17 protein-coding genes are annotated in these 18814 nt (G+C 69.7%); 7 read left to right on the top strand and 10 right to left on the bottom strand.

The window, feature by feature from the left end; translation table 11 throughout:
- Positions 1 to 17: 17 nt before the first annotated feature.
- On the bottom strand, positions 18 to 2438 hold the full coding sequence (locus tag ACFRCG_RS11430; RefSeq protein WP_380030597.1) for a DUF6049 family protein: 2421 nt from the start codon (positions 2436 to 2438) through the stop codon (positions 18 to 20).
- Entirely contained in the window at positions 2435 to 2896 is a 462-nt protein-coding gene (locus tag ACFRCG_RS11425; protein ID WP_380030596.1) for an NUDIX hydrolase, read from the bottom strand. Before ACFRCG_RS11425 ends, ACFRCG_RS11430 begins: the two co-directional genes overlap by 4 nt.
- A 129-nt stretch (positions 2897 to 3025) precedes the next feature.
- Here ACFRCG_RS11425 and ACFRCG_RS11420 point away from each other — a divergent pair, with 129 nt between their 5' ends.
- Complete coding sequence (locus ACFRCG_RS11420) at positions 3026 to 4513, top strand: CCA tRNA nucleotidyltransferase (protein ID WP_380030595.1); 1488 nt, start codon at positions 3026 to 3028, stop codon at positions 4511 to 4513.
- Between the two features lie 63 nt (positions 4514 to 4576).
- Here ACFRCG_RS11420 and ACFRCG_RS11415 read toward each other — a convergent pair whose 3' ends face one another.
- The 5 genes from ACFRCG_RS11415 to ACFRCG_RS11395 form a co-directional block, all read right to left on the bottom strand.
- A complete protein-coding gene (locus ACFRCG_RS11415; protein ID WP_380030594.1) occupies positions 4577 to 5239 on the bottom strand; it encodes a hypothetical protein in 663 nt (220 codons plus the stop codon).
- Between the two features lie 144 nt (positions 5240 to 5383).
- Positions 5384 to 5848 (bottom strand): hypothetical protein, encoded by a 465-nt coding sequence (locus ACFRCG_RS11410; RefSeq protein ID WP_380030593.1) that lies wholly within the window; start codon positions 5846 to 5848, stop codon positions 5384 to 5386.
- 169 nt (positions 5849 to 6017) lie between these two features.
- Positions 6018 to 7337, bottom strand: coding sequence for an MFS transporter (locus ACFRCG_RS11405; protein ID WP_380030592.1), 1320 nt, complete (start codon positions 7335 to 7337; stop codon positions 6018 to 6020).
- Between the two features lie 144 nt (positions 7338 to 7481).
- A complete protein-coding gene (locus ACFRCG_RS11400) occupies positions 7482 to 8561 on the bottom strand; it encodes an inositol-3-phosphate synthase (RefSeq protein WP_380003326.1) in 1080 nt (359 codons plus the stop codon).
- 48 nt (positions 8562 to 8609) lie between these two features.
- Complete coding sequence (locus ACFRCG_RS11395) at positions 8610 to 9269, bottom strand: PadR family transcriptional regulator (RefSeq protein WP_380003328.1); 660 nt, start codon at positions 9267 to 9269, stop codon at positions 8610 to 8612.
- 535 nt (positions 9270 to 9804) lie between these two features.
- Here ACFRCG_RS11395 and ACFRCG_RS11390 point away from each other — a divergent pair.
- Both ACFRCG_RS11390 and ACFRCG_RS11385 read left to right on the top strand, forming a co-directional pair.
- A complete protein-coding gene (locus tag ACFRCG_RS11390) occupies positions 9805 to 12189 on the top strand; it encodes a transglycosylase domain-containing protein (RefSeq protein ID WP_380030590.1) in 2385 nt (794 codons plus the stop codon).
- A gap of 147 nt (positions 12190 to 12336) precedes the next feature.
- Positions 12337 to 13794, top strand: a complete 1458-nt coding sequence (locus ACFRCG_RS11385) for a glycosyltransferase family 87 protein (RefSeq protein WP_380030589.1) — start codon at positions 12337 to 12339, stop codon at positions 13792 to 13794.
- A gap of 91 nt (positions 13795 to 13885) precedes the next feature.
- Here ACFRCG_RS11385 and ACFRCG_RS11380 read toward each other — a convergent pair whose 3' ends face one another.
- The 3 genes from ACFRCG_RS11380 to ACFRCG_RS11370 form a co-directional block, all read right to left on the bottom strand.
- The gene (locus ACFRCG_RS11380; protein ID WP_380030588.1) at positions 13886 to 14917 is read right to left on the bottom strand and encodes an alanine racemase; all 1032 of its coding nucleotides are present in this window, start codon (positions 14915 to 14917) and stop codon (positions 13886 to 13888) included.
- A gap of 127 nt (positions 14918 to 15044) precedes the next feature.
- Positions 15045 to 16163 carry a lipid II:glycine glycyltransferase FemX gene (locus ACFRCG_RS11375; protein WP_380030587.1) on the bottom strand — a complete coding sequence of 373 codons (1119 nt, stop codon included), beginning with the start codon at positions 16161 to 16163 and terminating at the stop codon, positions 15045 to 15047.
- Between the two features lie 220 nt (positions 16164 to 16383).
- Positions 16384 to 16719, bottom strand: coding sequence for a hypothetical protein (locus ACFRCG_RS11370; protein WP_380030586.1), 336 nt, complete (start codon positions 16717 to 16719; stop codon positions 16384 to 16386).
- Positions 16720 to 16966: 247 nt separating this feature from the next.
- Between ACFRCG_RS11370 and rpsF the strand changes: the two genes are divergently transcribed.
- The 4 genes from rpsF to rplI all read left to right on the top strand — a co-directional run bounded on the left by rpsF (position 16967) and on the right by rplI (position 18703).
- Positions 16967 to 17257: a 30S ribosomal protein S6 gene (rpsF, locus tag ACFRCG_RS11365; RefSeq protein ID WP_020557172.1), complete on the top strand. Its 291-nt coding sequence runs from the start codon at positions 16967 to 16969 to the stop codon at positions 17255 to 17257.
- Between the two features lie 74 nt (positions 17258 to 17331).
- Positions 17332 to 17934, top strand: a complete 603-nt coding sequence (locus ACFRCG_RS11360) for a single-stranded DNA-binding protein (RefSeq protein ID WP_078976287.1) — start codon at positions 17332 to 17334, stop codon at positions 17932 to 17934.
- A 68-nt stretch (positions 17935 to 18002) separates the two neighbouring features.
- A complete protein-coding gene (rpsR, locus tag ACFRCG_RS11355; RefSeq protein ID WP_020557174.1) occupies positions 18003 to 18239 on the top strand; it encodes a 30S ribosomal protein S18 in 237 nt (78 codons plus the stop codon).
- A gap of 17 nt (positions 18240 to 18256) precedes the next feature.
- On the top strand, positions 18257 to 18703 hold the full coding sequence (gene rplI, locus ACFRCG_RS11350) for a 50S ribosomal protein L9 (RefSeq protein WP_078976286.1): 447 nt from the start codon (positions 18257 to 18259) through the stop codon (positions 18701 to 18703).
- The last annotated feature ends 111 nt before the right edge of the window (positions 18704 to 18814 follow it).

Below are 18814 nucleotides of genomic sequence, written 5' to 3'. Positions count from 1 at the left end.
GTCCGGTGCCCACTTTCTCATTCGGGGCGGTCGGTCGTGGATCCCAACGGTGTGTGTCCGTGCGGGTCGCCCGGATCGGGCGGTCTGTTCCCGCCGGCGTGCGGGTGCGTCGGACGGGGTGGCGACCACCCCGATATCGGCCGGATCCGGTCCCCGTCGGCGTCGTCCGGGGGATCGGACTCCGCCGGCGGATCGACCTCGTCCTCACCATCCTCGCCGTGCGTGTCCCCGGCAAGGGCCGCCTCCCGGCGCTTGCGCAGGAACGCGCGGAGCGAGAACACCGCGAGCAGGAACGCGAGGCCACCGATGATCCAGCGGGTCAGCGCGTCGATCGTGGTGGTGTTCACGAAGAACGACTGCGCCGAATTCACCGCCCGCCCATCCGGGGTGAGCAGCGCCACGTCGACCATGACCTTGCCGTTCGCGGCCGATTTCGCCGAGATCGGCACCTCGAGCCGGCGGCCGTCGGGCACCGTCACGGTGGCGGGGTCGCCCAGCTTGAGCCGGTTGGGCTGGTGCGAGGTGACCGCCACCCGCACGTTGATCGGCTGCTGGAGGTTGTTCACCACGGTCACCGGGATGTTGCCTTCGTCGCCGGACAGCGTCACCCCGGTTCTGCGGATGATGTAGACGAGCGATTCCAGCTCGCGCAGTCCCCGGGTCACGCCCAACCGGTAACGATCCGCTCCCTGCGTGTCGCCGCGCCACGAGGTGGCCAACATGCGCAGGAGCGCGGGGTCGAACGGGCCGGTCACCCGCTCGGGCCGGGTCAGGATCGAGGCGAAGGTCTGCATCGACCGGGCCAGGTTGTCGGTCTCCGCCAGGTATTGCGCGCTCGGCTCGGAGGCGCGCACGCCCTTGGGGTAGGCGGCCGACTTGCGGGCGGGCAGTGGACCGGGCTCGGCGGCCAACTCGGTCAGTCCGGTGGGTTGCGTCCAGTCGGCCGACGCGGCCATCACGTCGCGCAGCACGCCCGCCAGCGCGGTGTCCATCAGCCGCGGCGGGGCGATCAGCACGCTGCGGGTGGGCTTGAGCGTGGGCTCCTGCAACACGATGGTCAAGAACTCTGCGAGCAACTGCTGGGTGGTCAGCACCGCCTGGCCCGGCGCCCTGGTGTCTGCGGCCAGCAGCGTGTCGATGTCCGGGTCGGTGACCAGCGCGGTGCCCTTGTCGGCGCCCGGCAGGGACGCGGTGGCCAGCGGTGTGACGTTGAGGTCCTTGGCCGGCGGCAGACTCGCGCCGGCGGTGATCACCGTGCCGGCGCCGCTGTTGCCCGCCAGGGAGACGATCGACGGGTCCAGCGCGCCGGAGGCGGGCCAGGCGACGTCGGCCCGCGCGGGCCTGCCCAGGGTGCGCTGGAAGACCTCGGCGGATCGGATCTGGGCCTCGGTCAACAGCGGGCGCAGGTCCGTCTTGTCGGCGTCGAGCGCGTGCGCCACGGCGGCGATGTCGGTGTCGCCGTACGGGAGGCCGATCACGGGCTGGGGGCCGATGGCGCCCTTGAGCCGGTCCAGCCATCCGGCGGCGGTCTGACCGCCGCCGCCCGCCAGGGTGTTCGAGATCTGGTTCGGCGTCGCCTTGGCCGTGTCCTCCTCGGCCGGCGGCTTGCCGTCCTTGGTCTTCTTCGGCTTGCCCGGCTCCAGGCTGCCGGGCGGCGCGACCCGGTAGCCGCCGGCCATCTCGGCGGCCGAGTCGAGCAGTTCGGGGTCGATCGCCCAGTCGACCTTCATCCCGCCGCCGATCGCCGCCAGTTCGTACAACCGCCCGCCCGGGGCGAACAGCGCGGCCAGGTCGTCGTCGCGGAAGACCGTCGTCTGGCCCTCGTCGCCGAGAGTGGTGCCGTCGCGGTGCGGTCGATCGACCAGCGGCCAGACCATGCCGACCCGCAGTTTCGGTACGTTCTTCAGACCGTTCTTGCCGACCCACGGCAGGAAGGTGCGGGTGGAGCCGACGACCCGGCCGCCGACCCGCGCCTCGATCGCGAGCGGGTACGCGCCGGCCTCGCCCAGGTTGAGCGCGTCGGCGCGAATGTTGAACGACCACGGCCGGCCCGGCCCCGAGGCCGGCACCTGCACGGTCACCGGCTTGACCTCACGCACCAGGGAGCCGTTCGACTGGCCCTCCTCGGGCGAGGAGATGCCGCTGCGGAAGAGCGGTTCCGAGGTGCGCATCCGCACCGCCAGCTCCACCGTGTCGAGCGGCTTGGAGCCGCTGTTCAGCACCTGGCCCTCGACGGTGATGGTGCTGCCGGGCTTGGCGATCGGGGTCATCTTGGTGATCAGGATTCGGACGCCGTCGCCGTCGGCGGCGCGCACGACCGTCGGTGGCAGCGCGCCGAGCAGTGTGACGGCGAGCAGCAGGGCCAAAAGCAGCACACCGGCCACTCGACCGCGTCGCGGCGGCATCCCGGCCTCGGAGCGGATCCGGCGATCGCTCACGCGCTGTCCGCCAACAGCTCCGGGGCGAGTATCGCCAACCGTCGTTCGTCGGGGTAGGCGAGGCGCGCGGAGAGCGCGCCGAGCGGAACCCAAGCCACCGCTTCGACCTCGATGTCGTCGTCCGACAGATCCCCGCCCGCCGCCTCCATGAGGTAGTGGTGGACGGTCTTGTGCACCCGCCGGTCCGGCGCGGTGAACCAATAGTCGATCACGCCGAGCGGAGCCAGCACCCGACCCACGATGCCGGTCTCCTCCTCGACCTCGCGCAGCGCGGCGTCCACCACGCTCTCACCGTCCTCGATGTGCCCCTTGGGCAGCGACCACAACAGCCGGCCGCGTCGATCCCGGCGGGCGATCAACGCCGCGCGCAACGTGAGCCGATCGATCACCAGACCACCCGCCGAGGTCTCCTCGACCACCTGCAGCCGACGGCGCGGCGGCGTGGTCTCGGAAGGCATCCGCCAAGCTTAGTGCGACACGCGCCACGCCATCACGCCATGATCACGCCGGCACGCCGACCGCGTGCGAGGGCGGCCCCGGCATAAACCGCGCGAGAGCCGCGGCGTCGACCCGTAACCTTGTCTCCCGTGCCGAACGCCAAGAACACACCCCTCCCGGACGACCCGCCGGCCGGCGGCGAGCTGAGCGCCGTCCAGCGCCGCGCCGTCACCGAACTGTTGCGCGTCGCCCCCGTCGCCGACGACCTCGCCCGCCGCTTCGAAGCGGCCGGGCACACGCTCGCCCTGGTCGGCGGCTCGGTGCGGGACGCCCTGCTGGGCCGGTTGGGCAACGACCTCGACTTCACCACCGACGCGCGCCCCGAACAGGTGCTGGCGATCGTGCGCCCCTGGGCGGACGCGGTGTGGGACGTGGGCATCGCGTTCGGCACGGTCGGCTGCCGCAAGAGGCTCGCCGGTTCGCCCGACTACCAGATCGAGATCACCACCTACCGCTCCGAGGCGTACGACCGCACCTCGCGCAAGCCGGAGGTCTCCTACGGCGACTCGATCGAGGACGACTTGGTCCGGCGCGACTTCACGGTCAACGCGATGGCGGTGGCGCTGCCGGGGATCACGTTCGTGGACCCGCACGGCGGGCTGGCCGACCTGGCCGCGCGCGTGTTGCGCACCCCGGGCACGCCCGAGGCGTCCTTCGGCGACGATCCGCTGCGGATGATGCGGGCCGCGCGCTTCGCCGCGCAGCTCGACTTCGAGGTCGCGCCCGAGGTGGTCGCGGCGATGTCGGACATGGCCGAGCGGATCGAGATCGTCTCCGCCGAGCGGGTCCGCGACGAGCTGAACAAGCTGATCGTGTCCGATCACCCGCGCAAGGGCCTGGAGCTGCTGGTCACCACCGGCCTGGCCGAGCACGTGCTGCCCGAGCTGCCGACGTTGCGCCTGGAGGTGGACGAGCACCACCGGCACAAGGACGTGTACGAGCACACGCTGATCGTGCTCGAACAGGCGATGGCGCTGGAGCCGCCGGGCGAGCCGGACCTGGTGCTGCGCCTGGCCGCGCTGCTGCACGACATCGGCAAGCCGCGCACCCGGCGCTTCGAGGCGGACGGCCGGGTCTCCTTCCACCATCACGAGATGGTCGGCGCGCACATGTCCCGCAAGCGGCTCAAGGCGTTGAAGTATCCGAAGGACGTCACCGACGACATCACCCGCCTGGTCGAGCTGCACCTGCGCTTCCACGGCTACGGCACGGGCGAGTGGACCGACTCGGCGGTGCGCCGCTATGTGCGCGACGCGGGTCCGCTGCTCGATCGGCTGCACAAGCTGACCCGCTCGGACTGCACCACCCGCAACAAGCGCAAGGCGGCCACGCTGGCCCGGGCCTACGACTCGCTGGAGCAGCGGATCGCGCAGCTCGCCGAGCAGGAGGAGCTGGACTCGATCCGGCCGGACCTGGACGGCAACGAGATCATGAAGCTTCTGGAGGTGCCGCCGGGCCCGCTGGTGGGCAAGGCCTACCGGCACATGCTGGAGCTGCGCCTCGAGCATGGCCCGATGGACCACGAGACGGCCGTCGCCGCGCTGCGCGAGTGGTGGACGGCGAACGCCCGGGCCTGAGCACGCACGAAGCCCGCCGGTGGGACGACCGGCGGGCTTCGGTGTCGTACGGGTGCGGGGCGCCTACTCGAACTTGGCGCCCTTTTCCTCGAGTTCCTTCTTCTTCGCCTGGAAGTCGTCCTCGGTGACCTGCATCGTGCCGATCGGGTCGAGCGCCTTGACGTCGGCGAGAGTGGTCTTCGAGGTGAAGGCCATGCAGACCACGCCCTTCTTGGAACCGGTCCAGTAGAAGGTCGCGAAGGCGCCCGAGCTCTCCGGCAGGTCCTTGCACTTGTCGGAGTTCGAGGAGCCGTCGATCTTCCTGACGACCTTCCACTTGGCGTCCGGCGAGTCGCACTTGGCGATCTTCGGCATCTTGGACTTGCCGATGCCGCCTTCGATGTGGGCGAGGCAGTCGCCGGCCTTCGCGGTGGTGGCGTCGTCCTTCTTGTAGTTCTTCGCGACCAGGCCGACGATGGCCAGGACGACCAGGACCGCGATCGGGATCAGGATCTTCTTGAGCTTGCTCTTGCGCGGCGGGGGCGGCGGCGGGCCGCCGTAGAAGCCCGGCTGACCGGCGGGCGGGTATCCGCCCGGCTGACCGGGCTGCTGCCCCCAACCCTGCTGCGGCTGGCCCGGCTGCTGCTGCCACCCGCCCTGCGGCGGCGGCTGCTGACCGGGCTGCTGGTTCCAGCCCTGGTTCGGCTGCTGCGGGCCGTTGGGGCCGGGCGGGAAGGGATTGGACATGGGGGCGATCTCCGTTGCAGGGGACTGGTGAGACAGTCCGGAACACTAGGGGTCCGGCCGGACACGCGCAGCGGGGATTCCCCTTACACCGGTCGAGTGTGAGCGGAATAACGGGCATAAAGCGCTATTCACAGGTGACGCGGATTATTTTCGTGCCCCGAGACACAGTACGAAGCGGTCCTGCGCGGGATCCGAGACCAGCGCGATCGGATCGCCCGGCAGCGAATCGCAGACGTCGGTGTCCGTCGTGCCCTGGACCCGTTCGATCACGATGAAGCGGGCCTGCGGGTCCTCGCACGGGACCGGGTCCGCGTCGATGCTCGTCTTGTCCCGCAGGCAGTCGCCCTCGTGGATGCGGACCCCGTCGCCGTCGTCCTTGTGCACGTACCACCAGCCTCCGGCGGCCGTCCCGCCGCCGATCAGCAGCACGGCCAGGGTCGCGATCAGCACCGCGCGGCCACGCCGCGGGCGTTCGGCCGCCCGCCGGCTCGCGCGCCCGTCGACCCGCGGCCGGTGAACCACCGGGACGTGCGGGGCGGCCGGTTCGCGGGCGGCGAACTCGTGCCCGTGCGGCGGAGTGCTCTCGGTCCATGCCGGTCTGTACGGCAAAGGATTGTTTTCACCCGGACCGGCGTCGTTGGACACGGAGTATCTCCAGAGGTGCCGAAAATCGCTGGATGTGCAGATTAGAACCTCGGCCTCGTCATTGCACTACCCACGGGTAATTTCTTGGAGATGTGCGGCGGATTAAATGCCTCACCTATTCATGAAAGGGACATCACGGCCGGTCGTCGCCCGCCGGTGAGCCCTCGATGATCACCGGAGGGTGTCGGCGCGACGCCAGGCCGTACAGGACTCCGGTCAGCGTGTACACCCCGGCGACCCCGAGCAGCACCGCCGGGGACCGACCGTCGTCGGGCAGCCCGAGCGCGGCGACCGCGGCGGCGCCGACGAACGCGACGTTGAAGAGCACGTCGTAGACGGAGAACACCCGACCCCGGTACGCGTCGTCGACGGTGGTCTGCACGATCGTGTCCACCCCGATCTTGGCGCCCTGCGAGGTCACCCCGAGCAGGAAGGCGCCCACCACCATCGGCGCGAACAGGAACGGCAGCCCGAGCGCCGCCTGGCACACCGCCCCGGCCAGCGCGCACACGCCGATCCAGGTCGGGACACCGATCCGCGCGGTGACCCCCGGCGTGATCACGGCCGCCACGAAGAAGCCGAGCGCGGACACGCTCACCGTGATCCCGAAGGTCGCCAGACCGCCGTCGGTGTTGCTCGGATCGTTGAACGTGTTGCGGCACAGCAGCACCGTCATCACGGTCAGCACGCCGTAGCAGAACCGCATCGCGGTGATCGCGGCCAACGCGTGCGCGGGCGCCCGGCGCCGCCACACGTGCACCGCCCCCTCGCGCAGCCCCCGGGCCACCGAGCGCAGCGCCTCGCGCACATCCGGCAACACCCGGTCGGGATCGGGCCCGAGCAGATCGCTCGGCATCGTCGCGGCGACCGCCGCCGAGCCCAGGTACAGCAGGCCGGACACCACGATCACCAGCGCGGTGGCCCCCGAACCCTCGGCCAGGAGCGCGTGCACGAGCACCGCGGCCCCGCCGCCGACCGCCGCCGCCACCGTGCCGGCCGTGGGCGACACCGAGTTCGCCGTCACCAGCCGCTCGGCCGGCACCACACGCGGCAGCGACGCGGACAACCCGGCGAGCACGAACCGGTTCACCGACAGCACCACCAGGGCCGCCGTGTAGAAGACCGGATCGGGCACCCCCATCAGCACCAGCGCGGCCGTCACCGCCACCAGCACCGCGCGCAGCAGATTGCACCGCACCAGGACCTGCCGCCGCCGCCACCGGTCGAGCAGCACCCCGGTGAACGGCCCCACCAGCGAATACGGCAGCAGCAGCACGGCGAACGCGGTCGCGATCGCCGCGGCCGAGGTCTGCTTCTCCGGCGAGAAGAACGCCTGCCCCGCGATCGCGACCTGGAAGGCGCCGTCGGACAGCTGCGAGGTCAGCCGGGTGGCGAAGAGCCGACGGAAGTCGCGCAGCTTCAACAACGAGCGCAGATCACGGATGAGGGCCACGGCGCCCACCGTAGCCGGCGGCGGGCGTCGCACCCGAAACGGGCACCGCCGCGCGCGGGTACGCCGAAGGCCCGGCTCCTGGAGGGGAGCCGGGCCCTGGGTCACTCGAAACGCACCGCGGGGATGCGGGCCGAGCGGAGCGGGTCAGCGCTCGATGTCGCCCTTGATGAAGGACTCGACGGCGTTGCGGGCCTCGTCGTCGAAGTACTGCACCGGCGGCGACTTCATGAAGTAGGAGGACGCCGACAGGATCGGGCCACCGATGCCGCGGTCCTTGGCGATCTTCGCGGCGCGCACGGCGTCGATGATGACACCGGCCGAGTTCGGCGAGTCCCAGACCTCGAGCTTGTACTCCAGGTTCAGCGGCACGTCGCCGAAGGCGCGACCCTCGAGGCGCACGTACGCCCACTTGCGGTCGTCGAGCCACGCGACGAAGTCCGACGGGCCGATGTGCACGTTGTCCGAACCGAGGTCGCGGTCCACCTGCGAGGTGACCGACTGCGTCTTGGAGATCTTCTTCGACTCCAGGCGCTCGCGCTCCAACATGTTCTTGAAGTCCATGTTGCCGCCGACGTTCAGCTGCATGGTGCGCTCGAGCAGGACACCGCGGTCCTCGAAGAGCTTCGCCATCACGCGGTGCGTGATCGTGGCGCCCACCTGCGACTTGATGTCGTCGCCGACGATCGGCACGCCCGCCTCGGTGAACTTGTCCGCCCACTCCTTGGTGCCGGCGATGAAGACCGGGAGGGCGTTGACGAACGCGACCTTGGCGTCGATGGCGCACTGGGCGTAGAACTTCGCCGCGTCCTCGGAGCCCACCGGGAGGTAGCAGACGAGGACGTCGACGGCCTGGTCCTTGAGGACCTTGACCACGTCGACGGGGGCGTCGGTCGACTCCTCGATGGTCTCGCGGTAGTACTTGCCGAGACCGTCCAGGGTGTGCCCACGCTGCACGGTGACGCCCGACGGCGGCACGTCGCAGATCTTGATCGTGTTGTTCTCGCTGGCACCGATGGCGTCGGACAGGTCGAAGCCGACCTTCTTGGCGTCCACATCGAAAGCGGCCACGAACTCGACGTCACGCACGTGATACTCGCCGAACTGCACGTGCATCAGGCCGGGGACGCGGCTGTTCGGGTCGGCGTCCTTGTAGTACTCGACGCCCTGCACCAGCGAAGCGGCGCAGTTGCCCACGCCGACGATGGCTACGCGAACCGAACCCATTCCGGTTGCTCCCTGTGATCTCGACGAAGTCGCCACGAACCGGCGACCTCAGTTGTTGGATGCGGACGGGTCCGAGGCCACGTCCTGGGTGGGGGTCCGAAGCCGGTCGGCGTCCTTCGACGGGTCGACCGGGGTTTCGGGGCCGGGGGCGTCCGGAGTCGCTCCGGCGTGCCGCTCGGCGGTGATGAGCTCGTTCAGCCAGCGCACTTCGCGCTCGACCGACTCCAAGCCGTGTCGCTGCAACTCGAGGGTGTAACCGTCGAGCTTCTCCCGTGTCCGGGTCAGCGACCCGCGCACCCGGTCGAGGCGCTCCTCGAGCCGGCTGCGCCGACCCTCGAGGATACGCATGCGCACCTCGTGGTCGGTTCGACCGAAGAAGGCGAAGTGCACGCCGAAGTTCTCGTCCTCCCAGGCCGAGGGCCCGGACTCGGACAGCAGTTCTTGGAAGTGCTCCTTGCCCTGTGCCGTCAGCTGGTAGACGATCCGGGACCGCTTGCTGCCGGCGAGTGCCGTCACCTCCGGAATCTCCTCCGCGAGCAGACCCCGTTCCAGCAGGGACTTCAGGCACGGATAGAGGGTGCCGTAGGCGATGGCACGAAACGAACCGAGCACGGTGTTGAGCCGCTTGCGCAACTCGTAGCCGTGCATGGGGGAGTCGTGCAGCAGACCGAGGATCGCGAATTCGAGGACGCCACCGCGCCTGCTCATCGCCTTCCTCCATCCACTGCGGACCGGGCCGGACATGGGCACGGACACGACCGTGGGATACGGTCACAGCCGACCTTCGTCCGGCCGGGGCTGCTGCGCCCCCGGCTCGATGTACCGGCCCGATGTATCGAACCGATACATCGAGACGATAGGTCTCCTTGCCGTGTGGTGGCAAGGCGGCCGCCGGTGACTCGGGTCACAGGCAGGTCACAGTGAGGTCGCGAAAGCGGATCCGCGTAGTCTGTTCCGCCGTGTGGTACCTCAAGCCCCGCTTCCTGCGGAACCGCTTCCCATGGGCTTGCGTCCTGGGGAGCGGAGAGCCACGACCCGTGCGTCCGACCTCCGCGTCGTACGGCCGAGGAGTAGCGAACGCATGAGTGAACATCGCCGTAGATCACCGCAGCCGCGTCCCGAGGGGCGCGGTGGCTCGCATTCGGGGGGCGCGGGAGGGTCCGGGGGCGGCGGAACGCCACCCGGCGGCTCGTCGTTGCCCGACGGGCCCGGAGAGGGCGACGAGGAACGCCCGCTTTCGCGCGTGGAGGCCCGAGCGGCCGCCCGCGCCGGGGGCCGGCGGGCCGCCAACGGCGGGGCGGCCGGCGGCCGATCCCGATCCGAGGCCGGTCCGCCCCGGAGGAAGCGGTTCATCGACTACCCCAGGTACGGCAAGACCGGCGTTCGTCGCTGGTTGCCGTCCATCAAGCAGATCCTGGCGATGATCCTGTTCTTCTTCGCGTCGCTGATGGGGCTCGCGGCCCTGGCGTACGCGATGGTCAAGGTGCCCGACCCGAACGCGAACACGACATACCAGTCGAACATCTACTACTACGCCGACGGCGTCACCGAGATCGGGCGCACCGGGCAGGTCAACCGGCAGAACGTGACGGTGGACCAGATCCCCAAGCACGTGCAGAAGGCCGTGATCGCGGCGGAGAACCGGTCGTTCTACAGCGACTCCGGCGTCTCCCCCAAGGGTCTGCTCCGCGCCGGGGTCACCATGGTCAAGGGCGGTGACACGCAGGGTGGTTCGACGATCACCCAGCAGTACGTCAAGAACACGTACCTGACCCAGGAGCGCACCTTCAAGCGCAAGTTCAGCGAGATCTTCATCGCGCTGAAGGTCGACCGGCAGATGCGCAAGGACGACATCCTCGTCGGCTACCTCAACACCGCCTTCTACGGCCGCAACGCGTACGGCATCCAGGCCGCCGCGCAGGCCTACTACGGCAAGAACGTCGGCGACCTGAACGTGGCCGAGGGCGCCTACCTGGCCACCCTGCTCAACGCGCCGGGCATCTACGACGTGATCGAGTTCCCGGGCCAGCTGGACAAGGTCAAGGGCCGCTGGGCGTACGCGCTGGACGGCATGGTCAAGGAGGGCTGGCTGACCAAGGCCGAGCGCGAGACGCTCCAGTTCCCGATGCCGATCAAGCCCAAGCCCGCCGCGAACAAGGCCGGTCAGGCCGGTTACCTGATGAAGGTGACCGACCAGTACCTCAAGGCCAACAACGTGATTCCCGAGGCGAATCTGGCCCGGGGCGGCTACAAGATCGTCACCACGTTCGAAAAGCCCAAGCAGGACGCGGCGGTCGCGGCGGTGAAGGAACAGCTGACCTCCGAGCTCAAGCCGGACAAGAACGAGGCGGACCGCTACATTCGCACCGGCCTGGCCTCGGTGGTCCCCGGCGACGGAGCGGTGGTCGCGCTGTACGGCGGTCCGGACTTCGTCCAGCAGGAGTACAACGACGCGGTTCGGCGCGACATCCAGGCGGGTTCGACGTTCAAGCTGTTCGTGCTCGCGGCGGCACTGCGCAACGGCGGAGCCGACGGGAAACCCATCGGTCCGGACAGCACGTACAACGGTGACAGCAAGATTCCGATCAAGTTGCGCAACGGGCAGGTCTTCAAGGACGACAAGACCAACAAGGAGTACCTGGCCCCGAACGAGGGGGACGTGGACTACGGGCCCATCCCGATCACCAGAGCCATGGAGAAGTCGGTGAACACCGTCTTCCTCCAACTCGCCGCCGACGTCGGGCCGGAGAACGTGAAGAAGGCCGCCATCGATGCCGGACTGCCGCCGGATCTCGGCTCGTTCGATCCGACGCCGACGATGGCGCTCGGTGTCGCGCCGCCGAGTGCGCTGGACATGGCCGAGGCCTACGCCACGTTCGCGGCACGCGGTCTGCACGCCGATCCGTACTTCGTCAAGGACGTCACCCACGACGGCTCGAAGGTCGAACTGCCCAAGCACGAGCCGAAGCAGCTGTTCGACAAGAATGTCGCGGACACCGTCAACCAGGTCATGCAGCGGGTCGTGGACAACCCGCCGCTCAACGACGGCACCGGCCGCGCGGCCAAGGCGCTGGGTCGGCCCGTGGCCGGCAAGACCGGTACCACCGACGGCAACAACTCCGCGTGGTTCGTGGGATACACGCCGAACCTGGCCACCTCGGTGGCGCTGTTCCGGGAGGACCCGAACACCCACGCCCGCCTGTCCCTCAAGGGATTGGGCGGTCGCGACTCCGTGCACGGTGGTGACATCCCCACGCTGGTGTGGACCGCGTACATGAAGGGCGCGATGCAGGGGATGCCCAACGCCGACTTCGCGGTGCCGGGCGAGAAGTTCGAGGACCGGGACCGGGTGACCATCCCGCCCACGACCGCGCCGCCGACCACCAAGGCGCCCACCACCCCGCCGCCGACGACCAGCGCACCGCCGACCACGCCGCCGGCGACGACGACCGCGCCCGGAGGCGGCTCGCACGGCAGCAGTGGTGATCCCGGAGGGGGCGGGAACACCGGCAAGCCGACGAACACCGGCAAACCGACGAACACCGAACCCGGCGGCCCCGGCGGCGGTCCGGGCGGCCCTCGGGGTGGCGCCAACGGCTTCATCATCGGCGGCCGGGGCGGCGGCTGACCGACCCGGCCGACGTGCCGGACGCCGAGAACTCGGCGACGCTTCCGGCCAGGGCCTAGCCTTACGCGTGCCCCATCGCACCGGCGGTGGGGCACGCGTTGTCGTTATCCGGCCGGCGAGGGCAGCCTCCTCGTGGAGCGCGAGAGGATGGGCGCCATGACGCCGACATCGACCGAACCCGTCCTGCCGAGCCTCGACGATCCGGTGGTCCGGGCGGGCAGCGAGGTCGTCGGCGGGCCGGCCGGGCGCCGGATCCGATTCGTGGGCAACCGCTGGTGGAGCCCCGTGCGGGTGCTCGTCCTGCTCGCGGTGGCCTGCTTCGCGCTCGGGATCGTGCAGAAGAAGCCCTGCTACGACGGCGGCTGGTTCGCCGGCAGCACGCAGTACTCGCACGCCTGCTACAGCGACATGCCGCACCTGTACGTCAATCGTGGTCTCGCGGACGGGAAGATCCCGTACTTCCAGGAGACCGGCGACAAGGACATGAAGTTCCTGGAGTATCCGGTGATCACCGGCGGGGTGATGGCCTTCGCCGGCACCCTGGCCCGGGCCGCCGGGGACCTCACCGACGGCGATCTACGGGACGAACAACTGTGGTTCGTGATGATCAACGCGTTGATCATGATGGCCTGCGCGGTGGTCACCGTGATCGCGGTCAAGGGCACGTCGGGGCGCCGGCCCTGGGACGCCGCGATGGTGGCGTGCGCGCCGGCGCTGGCGCTCAACGGGTTGATCAACTGGGACCTGGTCGCGGTCGCGCTGACCGCGGTGGCCATGTGGTCGTGGGCGCGGCGCAACGTGGTGGTCGCCGGCGTGCTGATCGGCCTGGCGACCGCGGCGAAGCTGTATCCCGTGCTGCTGCTCGCGCCGCTGTTCCTGCTGTGTCTGCGCTCGGGACGGCTGGTCGCGTTCGCCAAGACGGCCGCCGCGGCGGTGGTGTCCTGGCTGGTGGTCAACCTGCCGGTGATGCTGGTGTACGACGGGCATTGGTACAACCGGCACGACTGGTACATCCGGGACGGCTGGAAGTTGTTCTACACGTTCAGCCAGGACCGACCCGCCGACTACGGATCGATCTGGCTGATCATCCAGCAGCGCGACGGCAAGACCCTGGAGGGCCTGAACACCTACGTCACGCTGAGCCTGGTGCTGTGTTGCCTCGCGATCGCCGCGCTGGTGATGTTCGCGCCGCGCCGGCCGCGCTTCGCCCAGGTGGCGTTCCTGATCGTGGCCGCGTTCATCCTGACCAACAAGGTCTACTCGCCGCAGTACGTGTTGTGGCTGATCCCGCTGGTGGTGTTGGCCCGACCGCGCTGGCGCGACTTCCTGATCTGGCAGGCCTGCGAGGTGACGTACTTCCTGGGCGTGTGGATGTACATCGCCTCGTTCTCCGGCAAGGGCCTGTCGCAGAACGCGTACCACGTGGCGATCCTGCTGCACCTGCTCGGCACCGCGTACATCTGCCTGGTGGTGGTGCGCGACATCCTGCGCCCGGAGCGCGACCCGGTGCGCGCGGACGGCAGTGACGACCCCTCGGGCGGTGTGCTGGACCGGGCGCCCGACGTGTTCGTGCCCGGCGCGATCCCGGCGCGGGCGAGCCACTGAGCGACGGCGGGACGGCGAACGGCCTCGGGGCGGCGGTGGGATCGCCGCCCCGAGGCCGTTCGGCTTCGTCGGGTCCTTCGGGCCCGCCGGGTCAGCGGATCGCGATCCGGTCGAAGTGCGTCGTGGTGTGCCGCAGTGCCGCCTCCAGCTCGTCGCCGGGCTTGGGCGGGGCCACGTCGTTGGCCAGGAACAGCAGGCTGACCTGCATGTGCGGCGGCTCGGCGAACCAGCGCTGCTTGCCCGCCCAGGTGAACGGGGACAACGAGCGGTTGACGGTGGCCAGCCCGGCGCGCGCGACGCCCTTGGCCCTCGGCATCACCCCGCGCACCGTCTTGGGCGCCTCCAGGCCGACCCCCTGCGCGGTGCCGCCGCTGACCACGACCAGGTGCCCGTCGCTCGGCGCCTTGCGCTGGCGGTAGCCGAACCGCTCGCCGCGCGCGATCCGCACCACGTCGAGCACCGTGCCCCGACTGGCCAGCGCGTCGTGGTCGCCCAGCCACAGGTCGGTGCCGATCCGCGGCCGGAACTCGGTGTCCGGGTACCGCTCGCGCAGCACCCCCAACTCGGCCGCGGTCAGGTGGCTGACGTACATCGTCCGCACCGGCAGGCGCGCCGCGCGCAGCCGCTCCACCCAGCCCACCACCTCGACGACCGGGTCGTAGCCGTCCGGGTGGTCCAGCGGCAGGTGCAGCGAGAAGCCCTCGAGGCGGACGTCGTCCATCCCGGTGCGGAGCTTGACCAACTCCTCCTCGGTGACCCCGTCGCGCTTCATCGTCGTCATGCACGCGACCACGATCCGGCAGCCCACCAGGTCCCGCGCGGCCTGCACGGAGGAGACCGTGCGGATGGTGCGATCCGGCAGCGGCACCGCCTCCTCGCCGCGCAGATACGGCGTGAGCACCAGGACCTTGCCGTCGAAGTAGTCCTTGACCAGCGCGGCCTCGTAGGTGGTGCCCACGGCCACGGTGTCCACGCACATCCGGGTGGCCTCCTCGGCCAGCCTCGGATTGGTGAACCCGTACCCGTTGCCCTTCATCACCGGCACCAGGCCGGGGAACGTGTCGCGGACCTCGTCCTGGTGCTTGCGCCACCGGGCGGCATCGACGTAGAGCGTGAGCGACATGGGCGTTTCGGGGCCTTCCGGGTGTGGGGCGTGCCTTGGGGGACGCGGGGCGAAGGCGGAGCACGCGACGTGGGCCGCGTCGCGGTGATCACGGGCGGCCGGCGACTCGGGTGTCGCCGGCGTTGCGTCAGCGGCGCGACATGTACATGTCGAGTGCCTTGTGCAGCATCTTGTTGAGCGGGAAGTCCCACTCGCCGAGGTATTCGACGGCCTGGCCGCCGGTGCCGAGCTTGAACTGGATCAGCCCGAAGAGGTGGTCGTTCTCGTCCAGGGTGTCACTGATGCCGCGCAGGTCGTAGGCCGAGGCGCCCAGCGCGTACGCGTCCCGCAACATCCGCCACTGGATCGCGTTCGAGGGCCGGACCTCGCGCTTGTGGTTGGCGGACGCGCCGTACGAGTACCAGACGTGGTCGCCCACGGTGACCATCGTGGTGGAGGCGAGCACCTCCCCCTCGTGCTTGGCCAGGTACAGCCGCATGCGCTCGGGGTCCTCGGCGTTGAGCGCCTTCCACATGCCCTGGAAGTAGGCCAGCGGGCGCGGGGTGAAGTGGTCGCGCACGGCGGTGACCTTGTAGACCTCGTGGAACACCGGCAGGTCGTCGTAGCCGCCCTGGACGACGTCGACGCCGGCCTTCGTGGCCTTCTTGATGTTGCGCCGCCACAGCTGGTTGAAGCCCGCGTGCACGTCGTCGAGGCTGCGCCGGACCAGCGGCACCTGGAAGACGTAGCGCGGCTGCACGTCGCCGAAGCCCGCCCCGCCCGAGGCGTCCTGCTGCCAGCCCAGGCCGCGCAGCTGCCGCTCCAGCTCGGTGCCGCGCTCGTCGGTCCAGTCGGGGGTCAGGTCGCGCAGCCGGTTCGCCGACTTGGCCGCGATCGCCTTCTTGATCGTCTCCGCCTCCCAGCGGGCGATCACCACGGGCGGGCCCATCTTGACCGAGAACGAACCCCGGCTCTTCAGGTGCGCGAGCATCGGGTCCAGCCATCGCCGCAGGTCGCCGTCGAACCAGTCGATGACCGGGCCCTCGGGCATGTAGGCGAGGTAACGCTTTATCTTCGGCAACTGCCGGTACAACACGAGTGCCGCGCCCACGACGGCGCCCGACTCGTCGATCCAACCGATGCTCTCGGATCGCCACTCACTCTTCACCGCACCCCAGGAGGGGCACTGAAGAAAGCTCACGGAGGGCCTGCCCTTGATGAAGGCCAGGTGCTCCTCGGCGGTGAGCGTCCTCAGGCGCAAAGACATGTAAGAGCTCCTCGATATCGGTTCGGCCGTGACAGAGGTTACTGCGCCTGCGGGCGCCATGGATCGTGTCGGGCGTCGCAGGCGGGACGGTACGGGGGCGATGCGGACCTTCACCGGCGAAGCGGGCGCCCGGATCGGCCGTGCGCGACGGGGCCGAAATCCGTGAGCGGCCCGCCGGATCCCGGTCCGGCGGGCCGCTTCGAGCGGGCGGTGCGGTGGGTCAGTACAGGCCGCCGTGGAACATGTTCATGAACAGTGCGACGGCCGAGACGCCGAGCGCGAGCACGGTGACCACCCGCTCCTCCGTGGTCGCCGAGAACATCTGGCTGACCAGGCCGGTCACCACACCGGCCAACGCGGTCCACGCGCCCAGGACGTGCATGCCCTTGAAGAACGCGCAGACGCCGGCCACCAGCGCGAACAGCACGACGGCGGCGACCAGCGCGTTCTCGCGCGGATGGGCACGGCCGTCGGAGTTGAGGGTCAGCCGGGGCCGGTGCGCCCCGGCGGGCGCCGCGGGCGCGGCGGACGCTGTGCGGCGGATCGTATGTGCCATCGCACACCTCCGGTGAGTGACTGCGGGACGGACCAATTTGTCCATATATCCATCCCCTGGCGCGACCGCCGTCATGCTCGGATTTCGAGACTGTCTGCCGGTCCGGGTACGCTGTACCGTCCGCTGCACTCTCGGCACCCCCTGAGCGTTTCGCCCATGGGGCCGCCTTGGCGTGGCGGCGATTACGCAAGCCCTCCTGCCACGGAGATCCCGTGGCCGACACAGTCCACAGGAGGTGGGTGTTCACATGCGTAGCTACGAACTCATGGTCATCCTCGACGCGGACCTCGAAGAGCGCGCGGTCACGCCGCTGCTCGAGCAGTTCCTCAATGTCATCCGCAACGACGGTGGCAAGGTCGAGAAGATCGACACGTGGGGCCGTCGTCGGCTCTCGTACGAGATCAAGAAGAAGTCCGAGGGCATCTACGCCGTCGTGGACCTGGCCGCGGAGCCCGCGACCGTCAAGGAACTCGACCGTCAGATGAACCTCAACGAGTCGGTGCTGCGGACCAAGGTCCTGCGTCCCGACCAGCGCTAGTCCGAGCTCGCGCACCACCAACCGCACCGCACGACGAAACGCAGCACTGCGCTGAAATCAGCGAAGGGGTCAGCATGGCAGGCGAGACCATCATCACTGTTGTCGGGAACCTGACTGCCGACCCGGAACTGCGCTTCACGCCCAGTGGTGCCGCCGTCGCGAACTTCACCGTGGCGTCCACGCCGCGCACGTTCGACCGTCAGACGAACGAGTGGAAGGACGGCGAAGCGCTGTTCCTCCGCTGTTCGGCCTGGAAGCAGCTGGCCGAGAACGTGGCGGAATCCCTCCAGCGCGGCACGGGCGTCATCGTCCAGGGCCGGCTGAAGCAGCGGTCCTACGAGACCAAAGAGGGCGAGAAGCGCACCGTCGTGGAGCTCGAGGTCGACGAGATCGGCCCGACCCTGAAGTGGGCGACCGCCAAGGTCACCAAGGCGAGCCGCGGAGGCGGCGGCCAGGGTGGCTACGGCGGCGGTCAGCAGGGTGGCGGCTACGGCGGTCAGCAGGGCGGCGGTCAGCAGGGAGGCGGCGGCTACGGCGGTCGTCCCCAACAGGGCGGTGGCGCACCCGCCGACGACCCGTGGGCCACTCCCGCAGGGGGCGGCCAGCAGCAGGGCGGCGGCGGCGCGGGGGGCTGGGGTCCCCCGCCGGGCGGCTACTCGGACGAACCCCCCTTCTAGGCCGGAGACGGCACAAGGGGCGGGTCGCGACCCGAGCTGAAGACTTCTGAAACGATCTGGAGAGCACAATGGCGAAGGCGCCTGCGCGCAAGCCTAAGAAGAAGGTCTGCGTGTTCTGCAAGGAGAAGATCTCCTATGTGGACTACAAGGACACCAACCTGCTGCGGAAGTTCATTTCCGACCGTGGCAAGATCCGCGCTCGTCGCGTGACCGGTAACTGCACGCAGCACCAGCGTGACGTCGCCGTGGCCGTCAAGAACAGCCGCGAGATGGCGCTGCTGCCGTACACCAGCACTGCTCGCTGAGAAAGGGTGATCTTGTCATGAAGCTCATCCTCACCCACGAGGTGACCGGTCTCGGTGAGCCCGGCGACATCATCGAGGTCAAGGACGGCTACGGCCGCAACTACCTCATCCCGCGCGGCTACGCGATCCGCTGGAGCCGCGGCGGGGAGAAGGACGTGGCGGCCATCCGTCGCGCCCGCAAGGTTCGCGAGATCCGCACGCTCGACCAGGCCACCGAGGTCAAGGGCCGGCTCGCGGGTCTCAAGGTGACGCTCCAGACGCGCGCCGGCGACACGGGCCGCCTGTTCGGCTCGGTCACCGTCGCGGACGTCGTGGCGGCCATCAAGGCCGCCGGCGGTCCGGACATCGACAAGCGGCGCGTCGAGATCGGTACTCCGATCAAGACCGTCGGGTCGCACCGCATCACGGTTCGCCTCCACCAGGAGGTGTCGGCCGCGCTCGACCTCGACGTCGTGCCCGCCTGACCCGAATCACCCGAACGGCCCGATCCCCTTGCGGGGTCGGGCCGTTCGGCGTTTTCCGAGTACCGAATGAGTAGTGGTACTCATGTCGCGCCCGCCCCCCGAGGCCCAGTC

The sequence above is a fragment of the Embleya sp. NPDC056575 genome (assembly GCF_042793325.1).
Taxonomy (GTDB): Bacteria; Actinomycetota; Actinomycetes; order Streptomycetales; family Streptomycetaceae; genus Embleya.
The sequence above is the reverse complement of the archived record's forward strand: the minus strand, read 5'-3'. Positions and strand labels throughout refer to the sequence as shown.

Excerpts from the sequence above, each read along its gene's own strand:
- ACFRCG_RS11425 (WP_380030596.1), bottom strand. The coding sequence starts at position 2,896 with ATGCCTTCCGAGACCACGCCGCCGCGCCGTCGGCTGCAGGTGGTCGAG.
- ACFRCG_RS11415 (WP_380030594.1), bottom strand. The coding sequence starts at position 5,239 with ATGTCCAATCCCTTCCCGCCCGGCCCCAACGGCCCGCAGCAGCCGAAC.
- ACFRCG_RS11400 (WP_380003326.1), bottom strand. The coding sequence starts at position 8,561 with ATGGGTTCGGTTCGCGTAGCCATCGTCGGCGTGGGCAACTGCGCCGCT.
- ACFRCG_RS11395 (WP_380003328.1), bottom strand. The coding sequence starts at position 9,269 with ATGAGCAGGCGCGGTGGCGTCCTCGAATTCGCGATCCTCGGTCTGCTG.
- ACFRCG_RS11385 (WP_380030589.1), top strand. The coding sequence starts at position 12,337 with ATGGGCGCCATGACGCCGACATCGACCGAACCCGTCCTGCCGAGCCTC.
- ACFRCG_RS11380 (WP_380030588.1), bottom strand. The coding sequence starts at position 14,917 with ATGTCGCTCACGCTCTACGTCGATGCCGCCCGGTGGCGCAAGCACCAG.
- ACFRCG_RS11375 (WP_380030587.1), bottom strand. The coding sequence starts at position 16,163 with ATGTCTTTGCGCCTGAGGACGCTCACCGCCGAGGAGCACCTGGCCTTC.
- ACFRCG_RS11370 (WP_380030586.1), bottom strand. The coding sequence starts at position 16,719 with ATGGCACATACGATCCGCCGCACAGCGTCCGCCGCGCCCGCGGCGCCC.
- rpsF (WP_020557172.1), top strand. The coding sequence starts at position 16,967 with ATGCGTAGCTACGAACTCATGGTCATCCTCGACGCGGACCTCGAAGAG.
- ACFRCG_RS11360 (WP_078976287.1), top strand. The coding sequence starts at position 17,332 with ATGGCAGGCGAGACCATCATCACTGTTGTCGGGAACCTGACTGCCGAC.
- rpsR (WP_020557174.1), top strand. The coding sequence starts at position 18,003 with ATGGCGAAGGCGCCTGCGCGCAAGCCTAAGAAGAAGGTCTGCGTGTTC.
- rplI (WP_078976286.1), top strand. The coding sequence starts at position 18,257 with ATGAAGCTCATCCTCACCCACGAGGTGACCGGTCTCGGTGAGCCCGGC.